Below are 20,627 nucleotides of genomic sequence, written 5' to 3' on the forward strand. Positions count from 1 at the left end.
AAAGTCAAAATGGTATAACTATTTTGAGATAAATTTTATCAAAGCTTTACTTCTGACTTACTTTAATTACTGATTAAAAATTATTAATTAAAAAATAATTCATTTACGGCATTGGTAATTGCTAGTTTAACATGCGCATATGTCAATCCACCTTGCATATAAATTGCATACGGTGGTCGAATTGGTCCATCTCCGGAAAATTCAATACTGGCACCCTCAATAAATGAGCCGTCGGCCATAATAACCTTATCTTCATAGCCGGCATCATTACTCGGAACTGGATCAACAAAAGAATTAATGGGGGAATTTGACTGAATAATCTTAGCAAAATTAATCATTTTTTCTTGATCATTAAAAATTACAGCTTGAATTAAATCCGTCCGCTCAGCATTCCATTTAGGTGAAACTGCAAGCCCCATTCGTTCTAATATCGCTGAAGTATAAATAGCACCCTTAATGGCATTGCCAGTTACGCTTGGTGCAATAAATAGGCCTTCAAAATAGTCAAGATTATTATTTAGACTTGCACCTTCAAAGCGGCCAATTCCGCCAGCTGTTAAACGATGAGCCGCATTTTCAATTAATTCATGTTTACCTACAATATAACCACCGACTTTTGCCAAGCCGCCACCAGCATTTTTAATCAATGAACCAGCCATTAAATCTGCCCCATATTCAGTTGGTTCATGCTTTTGGGAAAACTCCCCATAACAATTATCAATAAAAATAATACTGTTAGGACTTGCTGCCCGAATCATCGTAATCATCGGCCTAATTTTTTCAACGGTAAAGCTTTGGCGCGTATCATAACCACGTGAACGTTGAATCACGACCATTTTAGGTTGATGAGCAGTTAACAATTTTTCACATGCTGCAAAATCAACTTCACTGTTTTTTAAATCAACATGAGAAAATTTAACACCATATGACATTAAACTCCCACGCCCATCGCCAGCAATGCCAATCACCTGTTGCAGTGTATCGTATGGCATTCCAGTTATATAGGTTAGTTCATCCCCAGGTAACAAGTTACCTGCCATAGCTGTGGCCAAGGTATGCGTGCCCGAAACAAATTGTGAACGAACTAGAGCATCTTCTGTGCCAAAAATTTCTGCATACATGCGGTCAAGTTTATCTCTACCACTGTCATCAGAACCATAGCCAGTACTGCCAATTAGGTCAGCTTCAGCAACCTCTTCCTTTTTAAAAGCTTGTAATACCTTATTCTGATTGCAGAGTATAATATCATCAATCTTTGCTAATTGTGGTGCAATCTGCAGATCAATTTCACTAACAAGATGCTGTAATTCTTTGGGCCAATTATTCATTTAACCATGCCTCTACTTTCTGTTTAATTTCTTTTGTACAATTATTGTTTTTTAATGGGTCTACCCAATTAACTGGTAATTGATGGCGAAAATAGGTCAACTGTCTTTTAGCATAACGTCTTGAAGCAGTTTTTAAATCAACTACACATTCTGCCAATTTTTTTTCACCGGTAAAATAAGGAAAAAATTCTTTGTACCCGATTGCCTGCAATACTTGATATTCCTGCTCTCTATTTTGAAAAATAAATTCTGCTTCTTTAAGTAAACCTTGCTCCATCATCTGGTCAACCCGCAGATTAATTCGCCGATATATTTCTTGACGATCCGCATTTAAACCAATTATTAAATAATTATAACGTGGCGGGATTTCTTCTTGCTGCTGTGAAAATTTTTTCCCCGTTCGCTCAATTACCGTCAAGGCACGTAACACACGCCGTGAATTATTGGGTGAAATTTTACAAGCAGCTGCAAAATCTTGAGCAACTAGTTGTTGCCAAAGTTGTGCAGCCCCATTTTGCTTTAAATACATATTCCATTTTTCAGCGATTGCACTTTCTTGGCTATTTTTTTCACCAAGCTGCATTTGGTTAAGAAAAGCATTAACATAAAAGCCCGTTCCCCCTACAAGGATTGGCAATTTGTTTTTTTTAGTAATTTCTTGAGCGGCATTTTTAGCATCATGAACAAAATCAACGACTGAATATGGTGCAAAAATTGATTGAGTATCAACTAAATAATGTTTAACAGCTTGTCTTTCTGAATAAGTTGGTTTAGCTGTTCCGACTGCAACTTCTTGATAGACTTGCATTGAATCGCCAGAAATAATTTCACCAGACAGCTCTTGCGCCAAAGAGATTGCCATACTAGTTTTACCAATAGCAGTTGGTCCAACAATTGCTAATATTTTTTGCATTTTCACTTTCCTTAATATTATATAGAAAAAAACACGTTTGAATAGTCACAAACATGTTTTTAAAATTAGTATTTAGCGGACTTAGTTCTGCCATTCCATTCATCAAAGCCATTTTTTAACCATTTGATTTTTGAAAAATTATTTTTTTGTAAAAACCTAGCAGCCCGCAAGGTAACCGAAACGGAATCAGAATATAAGTACACAGGTAAATCAGTCCTTAATTCAGCATATTGGTACTTTAACATTGTATACGGAATATTTCTGGCACCATCAATATGCTTTCTTTTGAAGGGCTCTTTTTCACGTAAATCAACGATTTGAGCTTTTCGCATTCCTTGTTTAAATTCATCGTTTGACAAGTCGCCATTACCTAGACGCTTAGCTTGAACTTTATTCCACAGCCATACAAATACAAAAGCAAGTATAATTACAACTAAAACAATGTCTATAATAATCAATAGAGTTGACATAAATTATTCTCTCCTCTAACTTTTATAAATAATATACTCCTAAATTCAGTTAAGAGCTATGTTTATCCTTTTCTATTTGCTCTTCATACTCATGTTCATGACGCAAAATCATTTTAGCTATTAGATAGTCGTGTTGGCTAATTAAATGAGAACGATTAATGTTATCAAGTTCAAGTGCCATTAACTCAATATCCCATATCCGTTTACCAACATGAACAAGCACACCATATTTTTTTAAAAGTTGTTGTACATCGTATAGAGTTTTCATTATATTTTTATAATCATACCTGTTCTAATAGTTGCTAGTACATAGATAAGTAATAAGCAACTAGCAATTACACGCCATTTAAAGGAATAACGCTTCATTGTCTTATCACCAATAATTATTGCAAGTAAAAAGCCAGTAATAAAGCCGCCAATATGACCCTGAATATCAATATTTGGTACAAATAAATCTAAGCCAATATTAATTAAGGCAAGCCAAAATGACTGCTTACCAAGATAAGTAAGAATTGGATTGGCTCGATTTCGCAAGGCGATTGCAGTCATGGCACCAAAAATTCCAAATAAGGCAGTAGATGCTCCTGCACTGATTGCTTGATCACTGCCCAAGGCTAAACTTAATAAATTACCACCTACGCCAGATAATATATATAAGATCAAAAAACGCCAATGTCCAATAATTTCTTCCAAATACATGCCTAAATAATAGATCATTACAGCATTAGAAATAAGGTGCATCATCCCGATATGCAAAAATTGAGCAGTAAGCAGGCGCCACCACTGTCCCGCAGCAACAATCGCATAATTATTCATTGCCCCCATTTTGACAAGTACATATGTGCTTTCTGAACCACCCAAAGCCACTTCAATTATATAAACAAGTAGCAGCGCTATTAATATTAGCACCGTCATATAGCAATTACGCAAATTCTGTCTTTGATTCATTATAACCTCTAATTATTTTCAAATTTCATGTGGTGTAATAATAATTTTTAGCGGGATATCGGTTTTTTCAGCTTGCCAACTCATATGCGCAAAAATCATTTTTGTATTAGCAAGAGCAATAGTTGGTGTATGGGGATGTTTAGCTAAAAAACGATCATAATAGCCACCACCAAAACCAATCCTCTGTTTTGAATCGAGGGCAAAGGCAACACCTGGAACAATAATCAAATCAAGTTCATTATTGACTTTAGCATTAGTATCTACTACTTCCTCAACACCAAACTTTGATCTAGCAACCTTACTATTGTAATTATAGGCGACAAAATCTTGCGTATGTTCACGATTATTATATGAACGAGCTAAATAAACCTCCTTGCCTTGTTCCCATAAATTAGCTATCAAGTTAGATGTATCGACTTCATATGGCAAAGACGAAGTAACACCGATTCTTTGGCTATGTTGTAATAATTTTAAATTCATTAATTTTTCAAGCAAAATTAAATCATCAAGCTCTTTTGCTGCAGTAGCTGCATAATTTTTCAAACACTCAATTTGTTTTTGTCGAAGTTCTTTTTTATTCATAATCATTTCATACAAAAAATAGCAGGAGCATAGGCCCTTGCTATATTAGTTTATTACTTAGTTTCACGATGAAGAGTTGCCTGTCTTTCAACTGGGCAATACTTCTTCAAACTTAAACGTTCCGGATGCTTACGCTTGTTTTTCTTAGATAAGTAACTTCTATCGCCACATTCGGTGCATTCCAAAATGATGTTATCTGCCATTTCTTTCACCACCTAAATTTATTCTGACTGAATTAGTTTAGCATTTTCCACAACTTTTTGCCAGTATTATTTATTAATTTCTATTTTTTATGTAACTTAAAATAATCTTCAACCATTGCTTTAGTCATTTGTAGGGTATAGGAACCCTCTAAATCAGGGTCAAGTCCAGGAAAAATAACTGCTGTGGCAATTTCAGGTTTATCTGACGGAGCATAACCAACAAAGGTAGCATTAACTAATTCAGGTGGATTCTTTTGCCGCGGATGCTCTGGATCAAAATAAAAAGTTTGAGCTGTTCCCGACTTACCTGAAATAGCTGGCTTGACATCCTTTAACTTATGCGCTGTTCCCCAGGAATTGGTTCCATGAACAACCCGCCACATTCCCTGCCGAACAACATCTAGCTCATCAGTTGTCCAAGGAATCCGTAATTGAACATTAGGCTTTTTATTATAGTCGACATAGACCCTTTTGCCATCATTAGCTGTATGCCCAATTGACTGTACAACATAAGGCTGCATCCGATAACCTCCATTAGCAATGGTGGAAATATATTGCACCATTTGGATAGGAGTATAAGCATCGTAATTACCATAAGACAAGTCTAAAACTGAACCGGACAAAATTTGACCTTGTTCATTAAATGACCGGCCTTGAATACCAGCAATTTCTCCTGGTAAATCAACGCCAGTCTTTTGCCCCAACCCAAACATATTGAAATTATGACGCAAAGTATCAAAAGCCGTTGCTGGCATACTAATTTTTGTCTTGGGTACATAGTCAGCATGAATCCAATTCATAGCCAGATGCATCATATAAATATTACTAGAAACTTCAAGTGCTGTTGCAGCATCAAGTGCCCCAAATGTTCCAACTGGATACACTGATTTTTTAATTGGCGTACCTGGTAAATAGACTGGCGTATCGGGTAAAGTATTATTGGTAGGCGTAATTACTTTATTGATTAAACCGCCACCAACCATCGCTCCTTTAACCACTGACCCCATAACAAAAGACTGATTAATAACACCTAATGCATTGTTCGTCGTCTTATTTTTATTGGGATCTCTACTAATACCAGCGATCGCTAACAATGCACCAGTTTTAGGATTCATTGCTACTGCATAGGCACCATTTGAATAATGTGCTGCACCAGAAGCTAGAGCTGAAGCATAAATTTGCTCAAGTGATTTTTGTACTTCTTTTTGGTACTTAGCATCTAGTGTAAGAATTAAACTTGAACCAGCTTGACCTGAATAAACTGATTTGGATTGTTCAATTCCACCAGCTGTTTTGGTCCAAATCTTACTGGTTGCCTTAGTTCCCCTTAAAAGTGGTTCATATTCTTCTTCTAAATATGATGTTCCTACACGATCATTGCGTGAATAGCCGTTAGTCAAATAATATTGTAAGTTGTCACTAGGTAAGCCAGCTTTTTCAGTAGAAACTGAACCAATAATACTTCTAATAGATGAGCCGTTAGGATAAGATCTTTGCCAATCAGTACCAATTCCGACCCCAGGCAATTCTGAAAGATGCTCACCTATTTCAGCTATTTCCTTATCGGTTAAATCATTATTTTTGATATAAATTGTTGATAAGGTATAGGCGCCAGAAATTTTATTGAAAATTATTGCCGCGGTTTTTTGCCGTTCAGTTAGCTTAATATGTTCTTTTAGTACTTGACTTTTGATTCGCGCGTTAATGAGATTATCATCTTGTGTTTCACGAATAGATTTAGGTACTTTAGCCGCCTCTTGGGTACTATTTTTTTTATTAGCTAAATAGTAATCAACAACCTGCTGACTAGTGGGCTTTTCATCCTTTATTTGTAAGTACTGGCTAAGTAAATTAGAAATTTTATATATATCATCAGCCGTTGTAGAGACACTTTTAGTATAAGTAATTGCATTTTTAGCCTTGTTACCAACCAAGACACGTCCTTTATTATCATACATGACACCTCTTGGGACTTGACTAGAAACTACCGCGGAATTAGATTTTTGAACTTCTGCCTTAAAGCGGGAGCCATAACCTATCTGTAAATATGCTAGTTGTCCAACCAAAGTAGCAAAAAGAACAAAAATAATTCCTAAAATTAGCTTCATTCTAATTGGTGTTGAAGACTGCTTTTTCGAGTTTGTAGTTTCTCGATTTTTTTTAGAAAATTTCACTTAATTAAAACCTCACTAAACTAGCGTAATTCTATCAAAAAAAAAGCTATAATTCTATCTCTTCCCTCTATCTTTGCTAATATTTTAACAAATAAACAAGCTTTAACTATTATAAGTTGTTACTTTTATTCAAAATTAAGTCATTTTTATGAATGAAACGTTTTCAAAAAACTTCTTTAATTATAGTTTTTGTAATAAAATTAATAGATGAAAGATTAAAATTTTAGATAAAGGAAGATTAAGATGATACTTAAATACCAAATTGGGGTTGATGCTGGTGGCACACATACAACTGCTATTGCATACGATGAAAAAGGAGCCGAACTAAAACGAATAGAATCAGGTCCTGGACAAATTAATACCGATTATACCAGAGGAATTGAAAATATAACTAATGCAATTAACCAATTAATTAACCAAATTAATGGTGATTGCCAACGAATTTTATGTGGAATTGCTGGCTTGTCAGTAATTGGACGGGCAACTGAAGTCGCCGGCGAAATTTCAGCAAAAGTTAGTAATTTACCTGTTAGAGCTATAACTGATTCTTTACTTGCTCTTTATAACGGTCTTGAAGGTGATGATGGCGGATTGGTAATCGCTGGCACAGGCTCAGTTTTTAATGGATTACAAAATGGACATATCATTACTACTGGCGGTTATGGTGCAATTTTAGGTGATGAGGGTTCTGGATATGCCATTGCTCTTTCTGCATTCAAACAGGCCCTATTAAGCTGGGATAAACGCGAAAATAACCAATTAATTGACCTGTTTAACCAACTCTTTCATGTAGATAATTTAGTTGATGCAACTGCTAAATTTTATAAATTGAGTAATCCAGAAATTGCAGCAATGGCCGTTAGTGTAGCACAACTTGCAGATGCAGGAGATACAAATGCAATAGCTGTTATTAAAGAACAAGCAGAATTACTTGCCCGAGATATTATTATTGGAATTGATCGTTATGTTGAACCCAAACCAATGAAAGTTGCTTTGACTGGTTCAGTTTTAGCCAACAATAAAATGCTACGTGATTTTTTAGAAGATAAGGTTCACACTAAATATCCTGATATAATTTTTTCTATTTCAAATGGCGAAAATGCGCGCGGAGTAATATTTGATAAAAGTAAAGATTATCGCTACTTTTCTAATCATTGATTACCTTAAGAAAAAAAGACTAAAATGTTAACATTTTAGTCTTTTTTACTTAATTTTAAAATTAGCCGAATATAATTGATAAACTAATCTTCTACTTTATCAATTATAGCGTCAAATTTACCACCTGGTGTAGCAATTGTAACTTTTTGACCCTTTTTTTTGCCTAAAATTGCTTGAGCAATTGGTGAATCGTTAGAAATCTTCCCATTTAATGGGTCAGATTCATCACTACCAACAATTGTATAGGTTTCTGAATCATTTTCTCCTACTTCAGTGTAAGTAACTGTCTTACCGACAGCAACTTCATCAGGGTCAGTCGAGGTCGCATCAACCACTTGCGCGTATTTTAACATTTCTTCGACCACATTAATTCGGTCTTCCAGATGACTTTGCTCGTCTTTTGCTGCATCATATTCTGAGTTTTCAGATAAATCACCATAAGAACGAGCAACTTTAATACGCTCAATTACTTCCGGACGCTTAACTACTTTTAAATTTTTCAATTCTGCTTCAAGCTTTTCTTTTCCTTCAGCAGTCATCGGATATGATTTCTCAGGCATAAAATTTTCTACTCCTTAAAGTTAAAATCTTTTTTCGCACGGGTTTATAATATTGATTTCCTAACTTAAAGTCAACCTTTAACGAATTTCTACTTTTAAGCTTTCTTTTAAATGCTGTATAACTGAATCCATTGACCTAGTAACAACTTCATCAGTTAAGGTATCCCTATTATTTAGGAAAGTTAGCCGATAAGCTAGACTCTTTTTGCTTTGGTCAATATGCGGCCCTTGATAGATGTCAATAACCTGTAATTTAATTAAATATTTACCACCATTTTGATTGATAATATCTGCAATGGCTTGGTTCGTTACAGTTTTATCAACCAAAATAGATAAATCCCGCTCAATTGCTGGGAATTTTGGTGTGGCTTGGGCAATTGTCTTTGGCTTGCAAATCAAATCAAAAATTTTATCAAGATCTAATTCATAACCATAAATCTCACTGCCATTCATTGCCTTATTAGCTTGCGTAACTGAATGGCTAATCATGCCAATTAAACCCACATTTTGCTTTTTAATATAGATTCCAGCTGTACGGGTAGGATGCATATCAGTTATAGTTTCTGCACGATATTCTACTTCACTTAAGTTAATCCCAATAGCTGCTAATAAATTGGTTAATTGTCCTTTAACATAGTAAAAATCAATTTTTTCATCATCATGCTGCCAGTTTTCAAAATAAACTTTACCAGAATATAACGCAGCAAGGTGTTCATGCTCGTTATAGATATTGTCTTCAAAATCGTAAACACGTCCTTGCTCATACAAAGCCAATTGATTTTGTTTACGGGCCATATTGTAACTAGCAGCGTCAACTAGACCGGTAAGCAAATTTTGTCTTAAAGTTGAGCGACTTGAATTAAGTGGCATTTGCACCTTAATTGGTTTTTTGGCTTCTTTAGTATAAGCAGTTGCTTTCTGTGGTGAAGTTAAAGAATATGAAATAGCTTCCATCAAACCTTGGCCTTGAACAAAATTCTTTATTCGTCTAATAGCCTCTTCTTTTTTAGAATAACCACCATGAGTTTCCGCTAAAACCGGTTGGGTTGATTCGATATTGTCATAACCATATAAGCGACCAATTTCCTCAACTAAATCAGCGGGAATTGTAATATCCCATCGTCTAGCTGGAACATGGACAGTTAAATCATCTTTTGCAAGTGTAGTTTCAAAATTTAGCCTTTCAAATAGATGTAACATTTCTTTTGCAGCTATTTTTGTACCTAAAGTCTTGTTAATGTATGAAACTGTAGTCTTAATTATTGTTGGTTGCTGAGCTTTATCTATTGCACAGATAGTTCCTTCATTAATAGTTCCGCAGGCATTATTACGTAATAGTAGTGCGGCCATTGCCAAAGCTCGTTGAGTTGCTTCACGATTTATTCCCTTTTCATAGCGACTTGACGCTTCAGTTCGATTGGCATGGCGTAAAGCAGATTTCCTAATTAAAGTAGAATCAAAAATAGCAGCTTCTAAAATCACATCAGTAGTATCAACTTCTATTTCTGAGTTTAAACCTCCCATAACACCAGCCATCATTACCACCTGGTCGCCATTAGTAATTACGATGTCTTCAGGATTAAGGCTGACCTCTTTATTGTTAAGTAGAGTTAATTGTTCCCCTTCATTAGCTTTGCGCACAACTAATTTATTATTTGCAAAAGCTCTAGCATCGTAGGCATGTAATGGTTGCCCAGTTAAAAGCATGACATAGTTTGTTACATCAACTACATTGTTGATTGGTCTAATTCCAGCATTCCATAAACGTCTTTGCATCCATAGTGGGCTAGCAGCTATTTTAACATTAGTGATTTTTCGCAAATAAAATTTGGAGGTTAAATCAGAATCAACCGAAACAGCAAAACTGTCTGTCCATGCCTCTCCATCAGCTTTGATAGTTACATTTTCTACTTTAACGGGTTCATCAACAATTGCCCCGACCTCATAAGCAGAGCCTTCCATGGACAGTGTATCAGCACGATTAGGAGTAATATCAAAATCAAAAATATAATCATCCATTCCTAAAGGTTCAAATACTGTTTGACCCGGTTTAATGTCAGCATCTTTAGGAAAAACGTAAATACCAGCAGCATATTTTTCAGGAACTACACTATCTGAAAATCCAATTTCTTGTAAACTACAAATCATACCATTGGATTCATATCCACGCAGTTTTCCCTTTTTTATTTTAGTATTGTCAATAATTCTGGCACCGGGTAAGGCTACAATAACATCTTGACCAGCCGCTACATTGGGGGCACCACAAACTATTTGATGTGGTTCATCCTCACCAACATCAACATGTGTAATATTTAAATGGGTACCTTCAATTGGCGTACAATCAATAATATGACCTACAACAATTTTTTTCAAACCAGCTTGTGGATGCTTTACCTCTGCAACTTCCACGCCAGTTCGCGTAATTTTTTCTGCTAATTTTTCAGGATCTTGGTCTAACTTTAGAAAATCTTGGAGCCATCTATAAGAAACTAACACTATCTTTCCTCCTTGCTAAATTGTTCTAAGAACCGAACATCATTAGTATAAAAGTCGCGAATATCATCAATACCATATTTAAGAATAGCAAATCGATCAAGCCCTACACCAAAAGCAAATCCACCATAAGTATTTGAATCAACACCAGCATTTTCTAAGACATTGGGATGCACCATACCAGCTCCTAGAACTTCAATCCAACCAGTATATTTGCAAATTGAACATCCCTTGCCATCACAATTAAAGCAAGAAACATCCATCTCAACCGAAGGCTCAGTAAATGGGAAATAACTTGGACGTAGCCTTGTTTTACGATCTTGACCAAAGACATGTCTGGTCATCATTTCTAAGGTTCCTTTTAAATCACCCATGGTAATATTTTTATCTACTACTAGACCTTCCATTTGCATGAATTGATGAGAGTGAGTTGCATCATCATCATCACGGCGATATACCTTACCGGGGCCCACCATCTTTAATGGTCCCTTAGTAAAGTCAAATTTTTCTAAAACTCGCGCTTGATCACCCGAAGTCTGTGAACGTAATAGATCTTCGGCATCAATATAAAAAGTATCTTGCATATCACGTGCTGGATGATCTTTAGGCAAGTTCATCATTTCAAAGCAATAATGATCTGTTTCAATTTCTGGTCCTTGAACAACTTCGTAACCCATACCAATAAAATATTTTTCTAAATCATCTAAAATAATATTAATTGGATGCTTTACACCTAAATGAGACTTTCGTCCTGGTAAAGTTACATCAATTTTTTCTTGTTCAAGTTGTTCTTTTTCGATAGTCTTAAGAATTTTAGCTTTTGCTTCATCTAATTTTTCATTAAATAAATCACGTAATTCATTTACTTTTTGTCCAATTTCACGCCGATTTTTTGGTTCAACATTCTTCATTGAATGCAAAATTTCAGTCAGTTCACTCTTGCGACCAACTAACTTAATCCGCACCTGGTTTAGCGCTGCTTCATTTTTTGCTTGTTTGATTTCAGTTAATCCTTGCTCACATAGCTGATTCAGCCTGTCAAATAAGTCCATAATTTTCCCTCTCAGATAAAAAAGCTCCGCCCCAAAAAGGGACGAAGCTTCGCGGTACCACCCTAGTTTAAGCCCAAATAAGAACTTACACTTAAGTTTTCGATAACGGTGAATACCGGAATTGATTAGATTCTACTAGTAAGATGAAATTCACAGAATCATTTAAACTTTTCTCCCAGCTTAATAAAAAGTCTCTCTAAGTAAACAATTTCTGTTACTAGTCTTACATTGCGTAATTACATAATAGAATAATGCTTTTTGAAATAACTTTCAAGTAGTTAGATTATTTTACTCCCATTTATCGGCCCAACCATGAATTTGATCGAAAACAGGTCTGAGCTCTTCACCCTTTTTGGTTAAACTATAAGAAATTATTTTTGTTTTTTCATCAACTAATCTTTTGATTATATTTTCTCTTTCTAATTCTTTAAGACGTTCAACTAATACACGATCAGAACATGCTTCTACACAGCTAGCTAAGTCTTTAAAACGCATATACTCGCCATCACATAAGGAACTAATAATTAGGCCATTCCATTTTTTACCAATGATATTAAATGCATTAATAAAATGTTGACACTGTTCATAGTCAATAGCTTTACAACCCACTTTAATTTTATTTTTAACACTCTGAGCCATGGTACTTCCTCTCACATCAAAGTAATATCTGACTTATTATAAAAAAACCACTTACTAAAAACAAGTGAATTACTAAGCAAAATAATAAATCATAATACCAGCAGCAACTGCTGCATTTAACGACTCTGCCTTTCCTTTAATTGGAATATATAATTTTTGATCACTAATTTGCGCAACGGCAGAACTAACACCATGCGCCTCATTGCCAATTACCAACCCTAATTGCAAGACGGAATTAAACTCTTGCAGCTGCTTAGCTGAAGAATCTAATACACTGGAATATATTGGGATTGAATTATTTTTAAATATTTCAATTACCGTTAACAAATCTTGGACAATTAGTTTAATATGAAATTGGCTACCTTGCATTGCTCGTTGCGTTTTGGGATTATAAAGATCTACACTTTCTGGTGACAAAATAACACCATCAAAGCCAGCAGCATCAGCTGTTCTGATAATAGTACCCACATTCCCTGGATCAGACAAATGATCTAGCAAAACCCACTTTCCATAATTAAATGAATAAACTTTGGGTTGAGAAATTTTTAATACCATAAAAATTTCTTGCGAACTTTTTGTACTTGATAAGTGACGAGCAATTGCTGAATTAATAATAATATTTTTAGAAGATGTATAATCAAGTTGGTATTTTTGCTCTACTTGAACTATGGTCTCTTCTGTACCTAATAAATAAATATATCCTTGAGAGGCTTTGAAAGCTTCTTCAACTAAATGAAATCCTTCAACTATATATAGACCAGTTTCTTCACGATATTTTTTTTGCTTTAATTTTATTAAGTCTTTAATTAACTTATTGTTTACTGAACTTATTTGTTGCATCGGTTAAACATCTTCTTTCAAATTTTATTATAACCCAGGATTAAATGGATTAAATGTTAAAATCAAAATCGTAGCTACAGAAAGGAAAAATTATGCGATTATTTAAAAAACAGCAACCAGCTAAATCAAGTAGTTCACCAACTGAAACTTGGTGTCTAACAGTCTCAGGTATCGTTCAAGGCGTAAGCTTTCGTTGGAGTGTTTTAAATTTAGCTCAAAAAATGAAAATTAATGGTACAGTATGTAATAATAGTGATCAAACTGTAACCATCATTTTGCAAACAACACTTGACCAAGTCAATCAATTTTGTTTTGCACTTCCGCAAAATATTTCCCAATTTGCACATATTACAAAAATTAAAAAAGAAAAAATGACAAATATAGCCAAAATGAATGATTTTCATGTATTATATTAGATATTGACTAAAAAAAATACTATGGTGAATTTAATGAAAAAATATCGTAAATATATCAGTTTGATTGTCCTTTGCTTGACAGTCATGTTAATTGTCACTGCATGTTCGCAAACTACAAAATCATCTACTCTACCACCTCGGGGTGGCTTCTATGGCTGGATTTTCAACTTGATTGGTCAGCCTTTACAAAATATTATGCTACGTTGTTCTACGCTGATTGGTGGTGCTAATGGAGCTGGTTGGGCTATTATTTTAATGACTTTTATAGTCAGAATGGTGTTATTGCCACTAATGCTTAACCAACAAAAGAAAGCTACTACGCAACAAGAAAAAATGGCTCGGGTCCAACCACAAATGAAATTAATTCAAGAAGCGATGAAACGCAAGGATTTGACCCAAGAACAGCAGATGACTCTAGCAGGCTGGCAAAGAGAATTGTATTCGAAAAACAACCTCTCTTTAACTGGCGGAATGGGTTGCTTACCGCTGATTATTCAGTTTCCAATTATGATAGGAATTTATCAAGCAGTTATGTTTTCTAGCACATTAGCTCATTCAACTTTCTTTGGTATTTCCTTAAGTGAGCGTTCGCTATTAGTAACAATTATGGCTACTATTTTTGCATTCCTACAAGGATACCTTTCATTAATCGGTATTCCACCAGAGCAAAAAAAGCAAATGCAATACATGATTCTAATGAACCCATTGATGACTTTGTTTATTTCACTTTCTGTATCTGGTTCTGTTGCTTTATATTGGGCTGCCGGTAACTTTTTCTCAGTTATTCAACAGATAATTGTAACTTTTATTATTATGCCAAAAGTTAAACAAGAAGTTGATACTGAATTACAAAACGAACCGATAAAAGAAATTGTTACTAAGGATAAAATTGCTAATTTGCTAAGTTCTCCAACCACTAGCTCACAGAAAAATGAGCAAACGAATCAGTTACATCAAAATTTACGTAACCGCAATAAAGGCAAACAACAAAAGCATCATAAAGACTAAAAAAATGCATGATTTTATTTAATAATGAAATCATGCATTTTTATAATATAAATTTTAGCAGTAAGTGATTATAAGTATAGCAATTTCGCTTTATTTAATAATCGAAAACTACTACCAAAGCGCTTTAATTTACTTATTTTTTTGCTTACTTTGTTCACGTTGACGTAATTTTTGAGCTTGGGCCTTACTCAATACAGGAAAAATCATAATAAATTGACTTCCCTGTCCTTCAACAGATTCAACGCTAATCGTACCATGATAGCTAGTTACCAGTTTTTGAGCAATTGAAAGCCCTAGACCATTGCCACCTTTTTCTCTTGTTCTAGCTTTATCTACACGATAAAAGCGATTAAAGATTTTACTTTGCTCAGACTTTGAAATTCCTTCCCCATAATCTTGAACAATAATATGGACTTCATTTTGATCTAGCCCAGCTGAAATATTTAATTCCTTACGGTCAGTAGAATATTTAATGCCATTATCAATCAGCACAACAAGCAATTGTTCTAAGTGACCCTGATATATTTGAATTTCCGTCTCGAGCGGTAAATCGTCCATATCAAGGCTAATTGTAAAGTCAGTATGAACCATTGCCATATTTCCGGTCACACGACGCAAAACATCTGCTACACGAGAAACTGCATTAGGATATTGCACATTAATTTGTTCAGCCCGTGTTAAATCAAGCATTTCTTGAATCAAGTGTTGCATTCTTTTCGCTTCTTGCAAGGAAGCATTAATTGATTCAGCTAAGATTTCAGGATCATCTTTACCCCAGCGCTCTAGCATATTTAAATGTCCTTCGATGACTGCAACTGGTGTACGCAATTCATGTGAAACATCACCAACAAATTCTTTTTGTTGATCAATATATCTTTGCATGCGATCTAACATTTGATTAAAGGAGACGGCTAATTCTTGTAATTCATCGTGACGATGAAAATCTTTGATTCTAACAGTACTATTAGGATCATCATTAACTTCTCTAGCAACTTTAGACATCTCTTTAACGGGCTTAACAATGCCTAACACAATTATCAGAGAAATAATTATAAATAAAATAATTGCTATAACCGAGATGCGTACCATCCATTTGAGAAGTTTCTGCATTAATCCGTTATAATACGTCATTTTGTTTGCTACAACAATATAGCCCGTAATTTTACCTGTTTGAATCGATCTAACTTTTTGATAGGTCACTAACTGCCGATGGTGATTTTGATAGACTTTTTCCATTAGGTAGTCACCTTGGAAATTTTTAAACTTAGGAATATTGCTACCATTATCAAAAACGTCTTCTTTTTCCAGATTATAGACCACTACATTTAAATCTGGATTAGTTAAAGATGACAAAAGGTCATCATTAAATGCATTTGTACTATGATCATTATCACTAATTGCAGGATTTCCTTGTAAAATATTACGGATAGATGGGGTCAATGATGGTACAACATTAGAAATCTGCAATTCATGTGGGATACGCGTAAGATTTTCATTTAGCTTGATCATCATTTCTTCAGACGTTTCTCTTTGTTGCGTCATTGATTGCTGGTCAACGATAGAATAAATAATTACTGAAAATACAATAAAAGAGACCATAATCGTTAATGCAACGACACTTACCCAATGGACGATTAAGGACGAGTGTTTGGTCTCTTTTATATTTTTTTGATTATTTTTTTTCATCGTCCTCATCTCTTACCATATATCCGGTACCGCGAACGGTCTTAATATATGATTGTTGTCCAGGAACATCAATCTTATTACGTAAATAGCGTACATAGACTTCAACAACATTTGTTTCAATATTTGAACCTGGTCCCCAAATTTTTGATAACAATTGATCACGACTAACTACGTTATTCTTATTTTTGATTAAGGTCATCAAAAGATTGTATTCACGCTTGGTCAAATCAACAGCTTTACCATCACCACGACGAACAATTCGATTTGCAGTTTCAATAGTCATATCCTTAAACTTAATGACTTTCTTTTCAATTGTGCCATCCGATGCTTCTTTTTCGATTTTAACCCGACGCAAAACTGCGCGCAAACGAGCCAAAAGTTCTTCAATTGCAAAGGGCTTCACAATATAGTCATCCGCACCATGATCTAAACCTGATACGCGATCAATCACTGAATCCCTAGCAGTCATCATAATAATAGGTGTACTCTTAGCTTGACGAACGCGACGCGCAATTTCCAAGCCATTTAAATCAGGCAACATTAAATCTAACAAAATTGCATCAAAATCTTCTTTTAATGCAAGCTCTAAGCTTTTACGACCATTACTTTCAACTACTGTATCGTAATTTTCATGTTTAAGTTCTAACTCAACAAAGCGTGCTAAGTTCTTTTCATCTTCAACAATTAAAATTCTTGCCATTTTTTCTTCCTTTTCATAATTATTAAATACAAACCAGCATTATAACCTAATTATAAGTTAAGCATACTTTAAAAATGCTTTTAAAACAAGATAAAAAAATCAGGTTAAGACTAACTCTGATTTGATTTTTATTTTTAATTACTCTGCATCCTGATTATCATTTTTCTGATTAAATAAATTTTTTAGTTTGGCAAAAGCCGGATTTATCTGATTTGATTTACCCTTATTAAATTCTGCTTCTGAAATGACAGTCCAACCATTACCTTGAGGATAAATATTATCTTTTTCTTCCTCAGGTGTCAAAATAGTGACGGGTATATGCAGTAAAATATTGTCTTCAATCGCAGTTTGTAAATCTATATTGTCATCTTCGATTTTGACAATTGGTATATCACTTTCATCGAGCTCTTCTTTAGGTATATCAGTAGTAGTATAACTTTCACTATACCTGAAATTTTCATAATATTCTACTGGTTCTAAACTCCGACTGGAAGGAACAACTAAATTAGCTGTAACTTGAAAATTGCCTGTTACATAGGGCTCGCTATAAAACACATCACCAACAAACTGAACATTTTCAACTTTATAAAGTAACTTTTGACTACGCTGTAAAAATTCTGGTGTTACATTTACAGCACATTCAATATGAGTCAAAGGAGCTGAACTCTTTACTATTTGTGAAAAACTAAGTGATAACATTTTATACCTCCAAAGGACGACGCCCAAAGTTTTGATCAGTCTGCATAACCTGCTCGAATAGCCGATCAACTCGCTTTTGCAAATGCAACGAACCAGTCTTAGTATTTTTTTGGTCGACCTTAGATACAATATTAGCCGATGTTTCTTTTCTAATCTGTTTCAAATATTTTTGACCTATCTTACTATAACCAAGTAGCAGAATCGCCTCATTATTAAAACTGGCAATTATATCATCTTGTGTAACATTTAGCAAAGTATATAAACTCAAGCGTCGTAGCCGTGAATATGTATACCTTTTAGATTTGATTCGCCGTAAAAATTCTGTAAAAGTTTGAGCTAAATGAATTTCATGTTTCATCTTATATTCAAGCCCTTCACTCATTTGATAAATTTGTCGCAATTCTGTGTATGTCGCTGATTCAAGCCGATACTTTAAAAATGGAAATAAAATATTCCAATTTGGATACACTTTTTGTTGCTGTAAATTTTCAACTTCTTTTTCAGGTAACCATTGATTAAGGTCAATATTTGCTCCATTATGCAAAATAATATTCCTAATAGCACTGCCACTTTGGACTACTCCACTGTCATGCAATAAATCATCATGCCCTGCACCAATACGACTAATTGGATGCAAACTTAATGGTTCACCAAGATTGTGATTAGCAACTGCATATGCTAGAGCTAAAATAGCGTTTGGTTCATTAACCTCATGGCCAACTTCACGGGCAACCATTTGATTATACTGCGTCGAATATGTTTGACTATAATCATTAAAATCCATATGACTTTGGGGAATCTCAGCAATTCTACCACCCAAATAAGCAAAATTTTGGCTAGCATCTTCAACCCCAAAAACTAAGTCGCTAACCCCTAGTTTAACTAACTGATCAATACTACCTAACGAAAAAAGGTCCGCTGGCTGGACTGACGTAGAAAATGGCAATTCAAAAACCAAATCAGCACCACTTTCTAATGCAGCCTGTGCTCTTGCCCATTTATCAATAATCGCCATCTCGCCTCTTTGAACATAGTTACCCGACATAATGACGACAATTGGATCTCTACTACCAGCAAGATAACGTGCTTGATTCATTAAAAACTCATGTCCACTATGGAAGGGATTATATTCTGCAATGATCCCAACAACACTCATATTCAGCTAGTCTTCCTTTATTTCTATTTTTTTACCATCAGTCCATAATTTTTCAACGTTGTAAAAATCACGAGCTTCTTCTGTAAATACATTAACCACAACATCACCTAAGTCAAGTAATAACCAATTTGACTCGCTAGATCCTTCAACGCGATAATCGTTAAAGTTAGCCAGATGTGCTGCATCAATAATTGCATTGGCAATTGCATGTAGTTGACGATTAGAACCTGCACTTGTTGCAACATAGTAATCAGCCAGAATACTATAGCCTTGCATATCATAGGCAACAGTATTTTCACCATGGCGATCACTAATTGCCTTTAATGTAAATGTTAAAATATCTTTACTAGTCAATTTTTCTCCTCATTATTTTCCTTAGTACTCCACACATTATACGCATCTAGAGTACGGGGGTAAATTTTATCTCTCTTTTTTATCAAAAATTCAAGAGTATGTGCTAGTTGGTAAGCCACACCCGAATCTAAGTTATTACACGTAACCTCTTGTGCTTCCTCAACTCCAGCAAAAGTCCTTCCCGGCTCAATATAATCAGCCATAAAAACAATTTTATCTAACAGGGTCATTTCGACGTCAGCTGTTGTATGACGCTTTATAGCATTGAGAATTTCCGAATCTATAATTTTTAAGTCGCGTTGCACAAAATATGCTCCTACCATACCATGCCAAATAGCTGGACCCCAATTTAAAAGGTCATGGTCCATCTTTTGTTCCTTAATTACTTTACGAAATTCATCAGCTGGAATTTGTTTAGCATAATCATGAACAAAACCGGTTAAAGCTGCTTTATTTTCATCATAGTGATTCAATTTGGCTAATTTTCTTGCTGTTTCACTGACTCTAACACAGTGATTAAACCGACTTTGATCCATATTATTTTTTTCTTTAGTTATTATTTCATTGCTAGATAATGGTGAATAAGTATTTTCAAAAAACAAATCACTCATAATATAATCCCTTTTTTTGAATATAATTTAAAACTGTTTCTGGTACTAAGTATCTAATTGAACCACCCACTGCAATAGTTTGCCGAACTAAGGTTGAGCTTACATCAATGCCTGGCACATCTACCCAAATCATTGGTAACCTTGCCTTTTGGGGATAGCCGGCACGCTGTATCCCAACCAAAGTGGCCAATTGGGCTAATTTAGTTGGCTCTTTCCATTCAAATAATTGATTAACTTGATCACTACCCATAATTAAATAATAACGATTCTCGGGGTAGATTTCATGTAAATAACGTAAGGTATCTACAGTGTATGAGACGCCACCACGAAATAATTCAAACAACTTAACCTGAAACCGCGCATTATCTTGCGTAGCCAATTCTAGCATATTTGCTCGATCTTGAGCGGAAACAATTGGTGCATTTTTTAACGGAGGTATATTGGTCGGAATAAACCAAATTTCATCTAAATGCAGTTTACTTAATACTTGTTCTGCTACAAGCAAATGTCCAATGTGAACTGGATTAAATGTGCCACCAAAAATACCAATTTGCTTACCATCATGTGCCTTTAATTTTTCTGCTTGAACCTCTACTACAGAGTTATTTTTTAAATCTTTTGCAATCGCAACCATTTT

General features: G+C 34.7%; 23 protein-coding genes and 1 other annotated feature. Of the genes, 3 read left to right on the forward strand and 20 right to left on the reverse strand.

Features of this window, described 5'->3' with window-relative positions:
• Window positions 1-83: 83 nt before the first annotated feature.
• The 8 genes from F5ESL0225_RS05305 to F5ESL0225_RS05340 form a co-directional block, all read right to left on the reverse strand.
• Window positions 84-1,328, reverse strand: coding sequence for a methionine gamma-lyase family protein (locus F5ESL0225_RS05305; protein WP_122048023.1), 1,245 nt, complete (start codon window positions 1,326-1,328; stop codon window positions 84-86).
• Entirely contained in the window at window positions 1,321-2,241 is a 921-nt protein-coding gene (gene miaA, locus F5ESL0225_RS05310; RefSeq protein ID WP_122048024.1) for a tRNA (adenosine(37)-N6)-dimethylallyltransferase MiaA, read from the reverse strand. The genes F5ESL0225_RS05305 and miaA overlap by 8 nt, the downstream gene beginning before the upstream one ends.
• A 65-nt stretch (window positions 2,242-2,306) precedes the next feature.
• Entirely contained in the window at window positions 2,307-2,711 is a 405-nt protein-coding gene (locus F5ESL0225_RS05315; protein ID WP_090092854.1) for a rhodanese-like domain-containing protein, read from the reverse strand.
• A 49-nt stretch (window positions 2,712-2,760) separates the two neighbouring features.
• Window positions 2,761-2,979: a YqgQ family protein gene (locus tag F5ESL0225_RS05320; RefSeq protein ID WP_090092855.1), complete on the reverse strand. Its 219-nt coding sequence runs from the start codon at window positions 2,977-2,979 to the stop codon at window positions 2,761-2,763.
• Window positions 2,979-3,659, reverse strand: a complete 681-nt coding sequence (locus F5ESL0225_RS05325; RefSeq protein ID WP_122024815.1) for a rhomboid family intramembrane serine protease — start codon at window positions 3,657-3,659, stop codon at window positions 2,979-2,981. Before F5ESL0225_RS05325 ends, F5ESL0225_RS05320 begins: the two co-directional genes overlap by 1 nt.
• Window positions 3,660-3,677: 18 nt before the next feature.
• The gene (locus F5ESL0225_RS05330) at window positions 3,678-4,241 is read right to left on the reverse strand and encodes a 5-formyltetrahydrofolate cyclo-ligase (RefSeq protein WP_122021963.1); all 564 of its coding nucleotides are present in this window, start codon (window positions 4,239-4,241) and stop codon (window positions 3,678-3,680) included.
• Between the two features lie 53 nt (window positions 4,242-4,294).
• Window positions 4,295-4,444 (reverse strand): 50S ribosomal protein L33, encoded by a 150-nt coding sequence (gene rpmG / locus F5ESL0225_RS05335; protein WP_090092858.1) that lies wholly within the window; start codon window positions 4,442-4,444, stop codon window positions 4,295-4,297.
• An 80-nt stretch (window positions 4,445-4,524) separates the two neighbouring features.
• Window positions 4,525-6,552 (reverse strand): penicillin-binding protein 2, encoded by a 2,028-nt coding sequence (locus tag F5ESL0225_RS05340; RefSeq protein WP_122024849.1) that lies wholly within the window; start codon window positions 6,550-6,552, stop codon window positions 4,525-4,527.
• A 309-nt stretch (window positions 6,553-6,861) separates the two neighbouring features.
• Here F5ESL0225_RS05340 and F5ESL0225_RS05345 point away from each other — a divergent pair, with 309 nt between their 5' ends.
• Complete coding sequence (locus F5ESL0225_RS05345; protein ID WP_122021964.1) at window positions 6,862-7,776, forward strand: N-acetylglucosamine kinase; 915 nt, start codon at window positions 6,862-6,864, stop codon at window positions 7,774-7,776.
• A gap of 83 nt (window positions 7,777-7,859) precedes the next feature.
• Here the strand turns inward: F5ESL0225_RS05345 and greA are convergent, their stop codons facing one another.
• The 5 genes from greA to F5ESL0225_RS05370 all read right to left on the reverse strand — a co-directional run bounded on the left by greA (window position 7,860) and on the right by F5ESL0225_RS05370 (window position 13,360).
• A complete protein-coding gene (gene greA, locus F5ESL0225_RS05350; RefSeq protein WP_122021965.1) occupies window positions 7,860-8,336 on the reverse strand; it encodes a transcription elongation factor GreA in 477 nt (158 codons plus the stop codon).
• A gap of 78 nt (window positions 8,337-8,414) precedes the next feature.
• Window positions 8,415-10,832, reverse strand: a complete 2,418-nt coding sequence (gene pheT, locus F5ESL0225_RS05355; RefSeq protein WP_122048025.1) for a phenylalanine--tRNA ligase subunit beta — start codon at window positions 10,830-10,832, stop codon at window positions 8,415-8,417.
• A complete protein-coding gene (gene pheS, locus F5ESL0225_RS05360) occupies window positions 10,832-11,881 on the reverse strand; it encodes a phenylalanine--tRNA ligase subunit alpha (RefSeq protein WP_122048026.1) in 1,050 nt (349 codons plus the stop codon). Before pheS ends, pheT begins: the two co-directional genes overlap by 1 nt.
• Window positions 11,882-11,915: 34 nt before the next feature.
• Window positions 11,916-12,121: a binding site (T-box leader), on the reverse strand.
• A 48-nt stretch (window positions 12,122-12,169) separates the two neighbouring features.
• A complete protein-coding gene (locus F5ESL0225_RS05365; RefSeq protein WP_090092867.1) occupies window positions 12,170-12,520 on the reverse strand; it encodes a helix-turn-helix domain-containing protein in 351 nt (116 codons plus the stop codon).
• Window positions 12,521-12,592: 72 nt separating this feature from the next.
• Window positions 12,593-13,360: an RNA methyltransferase gene (locus F5ESL0225_RS05370; RefSeq protein WP_122048027.1), complete on the reverse strand. Its 768-nt coding sequence runs from the start codon at window positions 13,358-13,360 to the stop codon at window positions 12,593-12,595.
• A 92-nt stretch (window positions 13,361-13,452) separates the two neighbouring features.
• On the opposite strand from F5ESL0225_RS05370, the gene F5ESL0225_RS05375 reads away from it, so the two are divergent.
• Entirely contained in the window at window positions 13,453-13,776 is a 324-nt protein-coding gene (locus tag F5ESL0225_RS05375) for an acylphosphatase (RefSeq protein ID WP_122048028.1), read from the forward strand.
• 33 nt (window positions 13,777-13,809) lie between these two features.
• A complete protein-coding gene (yidC, locus tag F5ESL0225_RS05380) occupies window positions 13,810-14,784 on the forward strand; it encodes a membrane protein insertase YidC (RefSeq protein ID WP_122048029.1) in 975 nt (324 codons plus the stop codon).
• Between the two features lie 129 nt (window positions 14,785-14,913).
• Here yidC and F5ESL0225_RS05385 read toward each other — a convergent pair whose 3' ends face one another.
• The 7 genes from F5ESL0225_RS05385 to F5ESL0225_RS05415 all read right to left on the reverse strand — a co-directional run bounded on the left by F5ESL0225_RS05385 (window position 14,914) and on the right by F5ESL0225_RS05415 (window position 20,624).
• Window positions 14,914-16,479 carry a HAMP domain-containing histidine kinase gene (locus F5ESL0225_RS05385; RefSeq protein WP_122021971.1) on the reverse strand — a complete coding sequence of 522 codons (1,566 nt, stop codon included), beginning with the start codon at window positions 16,477-16,479 and terminating at the stop codon, window positions 14,914-14,916.
• Window positions 16,457-17,170, reverse strand: coding sequence for a response regulator transcription factor (locus tag F5ESL0225_RS05390; protein ID WP_090092872.1), 714 nt, complete (start codon window positions 17,168-17,170; stop codon window positions 16,457-16,459). Before F5ESL0225_RS05390 ends, F5ESL0225_RS05385 begins: the two co-directional genes overlap by 23 nt.
• Before the next feature lie 138 nt (window positions 17,171-17,308).
• Window positions 17,309-17,869, reverse strand: a complete 561-nt coding sequence (locus F5ESL0225_RS05395; RefSeq protein ID WP_122048030.1) for a DUF177 domain-containing protein — start codon at window positions 17,867-17,869, stop codon at window positions 17,309-17,311.
• Between the two features lies 1 nt (window position 17,870).
• Entirely contained in the window at window positions 17,871-19,025 is a 1,155-nt protein-coding gene (locus F5ESL0225_RS05400) for a nucleotidyltransferase (RefSeq protein WP_122021973.1), read from the reverse strand.
• A 6-nt stretch (window positions 19,026-19,031) separates the two neighbouring features.
• Window positions 19,032-19,379 (reverse strand): ribosome silencing factor, encoded by a 348-nt coding sequence (gene rsfS / locus F5ESL0225_RS05405; protein ID WP_090092877.1) that lies wholly within the window; start codon window positions 19,377-19,379, stop codon window positions 19,032-19,034.
• Window positions 19,376-19,990 carry a bis(5'-nucleosyl)-tetraphosphatase (symmetrical) YqeK gene (gene yqeK / locus F5ESL0225_RS05410; protein WP_122021974.1) on the reverse strand — a complete coding sequence of 205 codons (615 nt, stop codon included), beginning with the start codon at window positions 19,988-19,990 and terminating at the stop codon, window positions 19,376-19,378. The genes rsfS and yqeK overlap by 4 nt, the downstream gene beginning before the upstream one ends.
• Complete coding sequence (locus F5ESL0225_RS05415; protein ID WP_122048031.1) at window positions 19,983-20,624, reverse strand: nicotinate-nucleotide adenylyltransferase; 642 nt, start codon at window positions 20,622-20,624, stop codon at window positions 19,983-19,985. Before F5ESL0225_RS05415 ends, yqeK begins: the two co-directional genes overlap by 8 nt.
• Between the last annotated feature and the right edge of the window lie 3 nt (window positions 20,625-20,627).

The organism is Lactobacillus sp. ESL0225, from assembly GCF_003692905.1.
Taxonomy (GTDB): Bacteria; Bacillota; Bacilli; order Lactobacillales; family Lactobacillaceae; genus Lactobacillus; species Lactobacillus bombicola.

Bases quoted from the DNA above. Each gene is read 5' to 3' on its own strand.
- F5ESL0225_RS05395 (WP_122048030.1), bottom strand. From the start codon at position 17,869: ATGTTATCACTTAGTTTTTCACAAATAGTAAAGAGTTCAGCTCCTTTG.
- F5ESL0225_RS05415 (WP_122048031.1), bottom strand. From the start codon at position 20,624: ATGGTTGCGATTGCAAAAGATTTAAAAAATAACTCTGTAGTAGAGGTT.
- yidC (WP_122048029.1), top strand. From the start codon at position 13,810: ATGAAAAAATATCGTAAATATATCAGTTTGATTGTCCTTTGCTTGACA.
- F5ESL0225_RS05340 (WP_122024849.1), bottom strand. From the start codon at position 6,552: ATGAAGCTAATTTTAGGAATTATTTTTGTTCTTTTTGCTACTTTGGTT.
- F5ESL0225_RS05390 (WP_090092872.1), bottom strand. From the start codon at position 17,170: ATGGCAAGAATTTTAATTGTTGAAGATGAAAAGAACTTAGCACGCTTT.
- F5ESL0225_RS05315 (WP_090092854.1), bottom strand. From the start codon at position 2,711: ATGTCAACTCTATTGATTATTATAGACATTGTTTTAGTTGTAATTATA.
- F5ESL0225_RS05370 (WP_122048027.1), bottom strand. From the start codon at position 13,360: ATGCAACAAATAAGTTCAGTAAACAATAAGTTAATTAAAGACTTAATA.
- F5ESL0225_RS05400 (WP_122021973.1), bottom strand. From the start codon at position 19,025: ATGAGTGTTGTTGGGATCATTGCAGAATATAATCCCTTCCATAGTGGA.
- F5ESL0225_RS05330 (WP_122021963.1), bottom strand. From the start codon at position 4,241: ATGAATAAAAAAGAACTTCGACAAAAACAAATTGAGTGTTTGAAAAAT.
- rpmG (WP_090092858.1), bottom strand. From the start codon at position 4,444: ATGGCAGATAACATCATTTTGGAATGCACCGAATGTGGCGATAGAAGT.
- F5ESL0225_RS05320 (WP_090092855.1), bottom strand. From the start codon at position 2,979: ATGAAAACTCTATACGATGTACAACAACTTTTAAAAAAATATGGTGTG.
- miaA (WP_122048024.1), bottom strand. From the start codon at position 2,241: ATGCAAAAAATATTAGCAATTGTTGGACCAACTGCTATTGGTAAAACT.
- F5ESL0225_RS05325 (WP_122024815.1), bottom strand. From the start codon at position 3,659: ATGAATCAAAGACAGAATTTGCGTAATTGCTATATGACGGTGCTAATA.
- greA (WP_122021965.1), bottom strand. From the start codon at position 8,336: ATGCCTGAGAAATCATATCCGATGACTGCTGAAGGAAAAGAAAAGCTT.
- F5ESL0225_RS05345 (WP_122021964.1), top strand. From the start codon at position 6,862: ATGATACTTAAATACCAAATTGGGGTTGATGCTGGTGGCACACATACA.
- F5ESL0225_RS05375 (WP_122048028.1), top strand. From the start codon at position 13,453: ATGCGATTATTTAAAAAACAGCAACCAGCTAAATCAAGTAGTTCACCA.
- F5ESL0225_RS05385 (WP_122021971.1), bottom strand. From the start codon at position 16,479: ATGAGGACGATGAAAAAAAATAATCAAAAAAATATAAAAGAGACCAAA.
- F5ESL0225_RS05305 (WP_122048023.1), bottom strand. From the start codon at position 1,328: ATGAATAATTGGCCCAAAGAATTACAGCATCTTGTTAGTGAAATTGAT.
- pheS (WP_122048026.1), bottom strand. From the start codon at position 11,881: ATGGACTTATTTGACAGGCTGAATCAGCTATGTGAGCAAGGATTAACT.
- yqeK (WP_122021974.1), bottom strand. From the start codon at position 19,990: ATGAGTGATTTGTTTTTTGAAAATACTTATTCACCATTATCTAGCAAT.
- F5ESL0225_RS05365 (WP_090092867.1), bottom strand. From the start codon at position 12,520: ATGGCTCAGAGTGTTAAAAATAAAATTAAAGTGGGTTGTAAAGCTATT.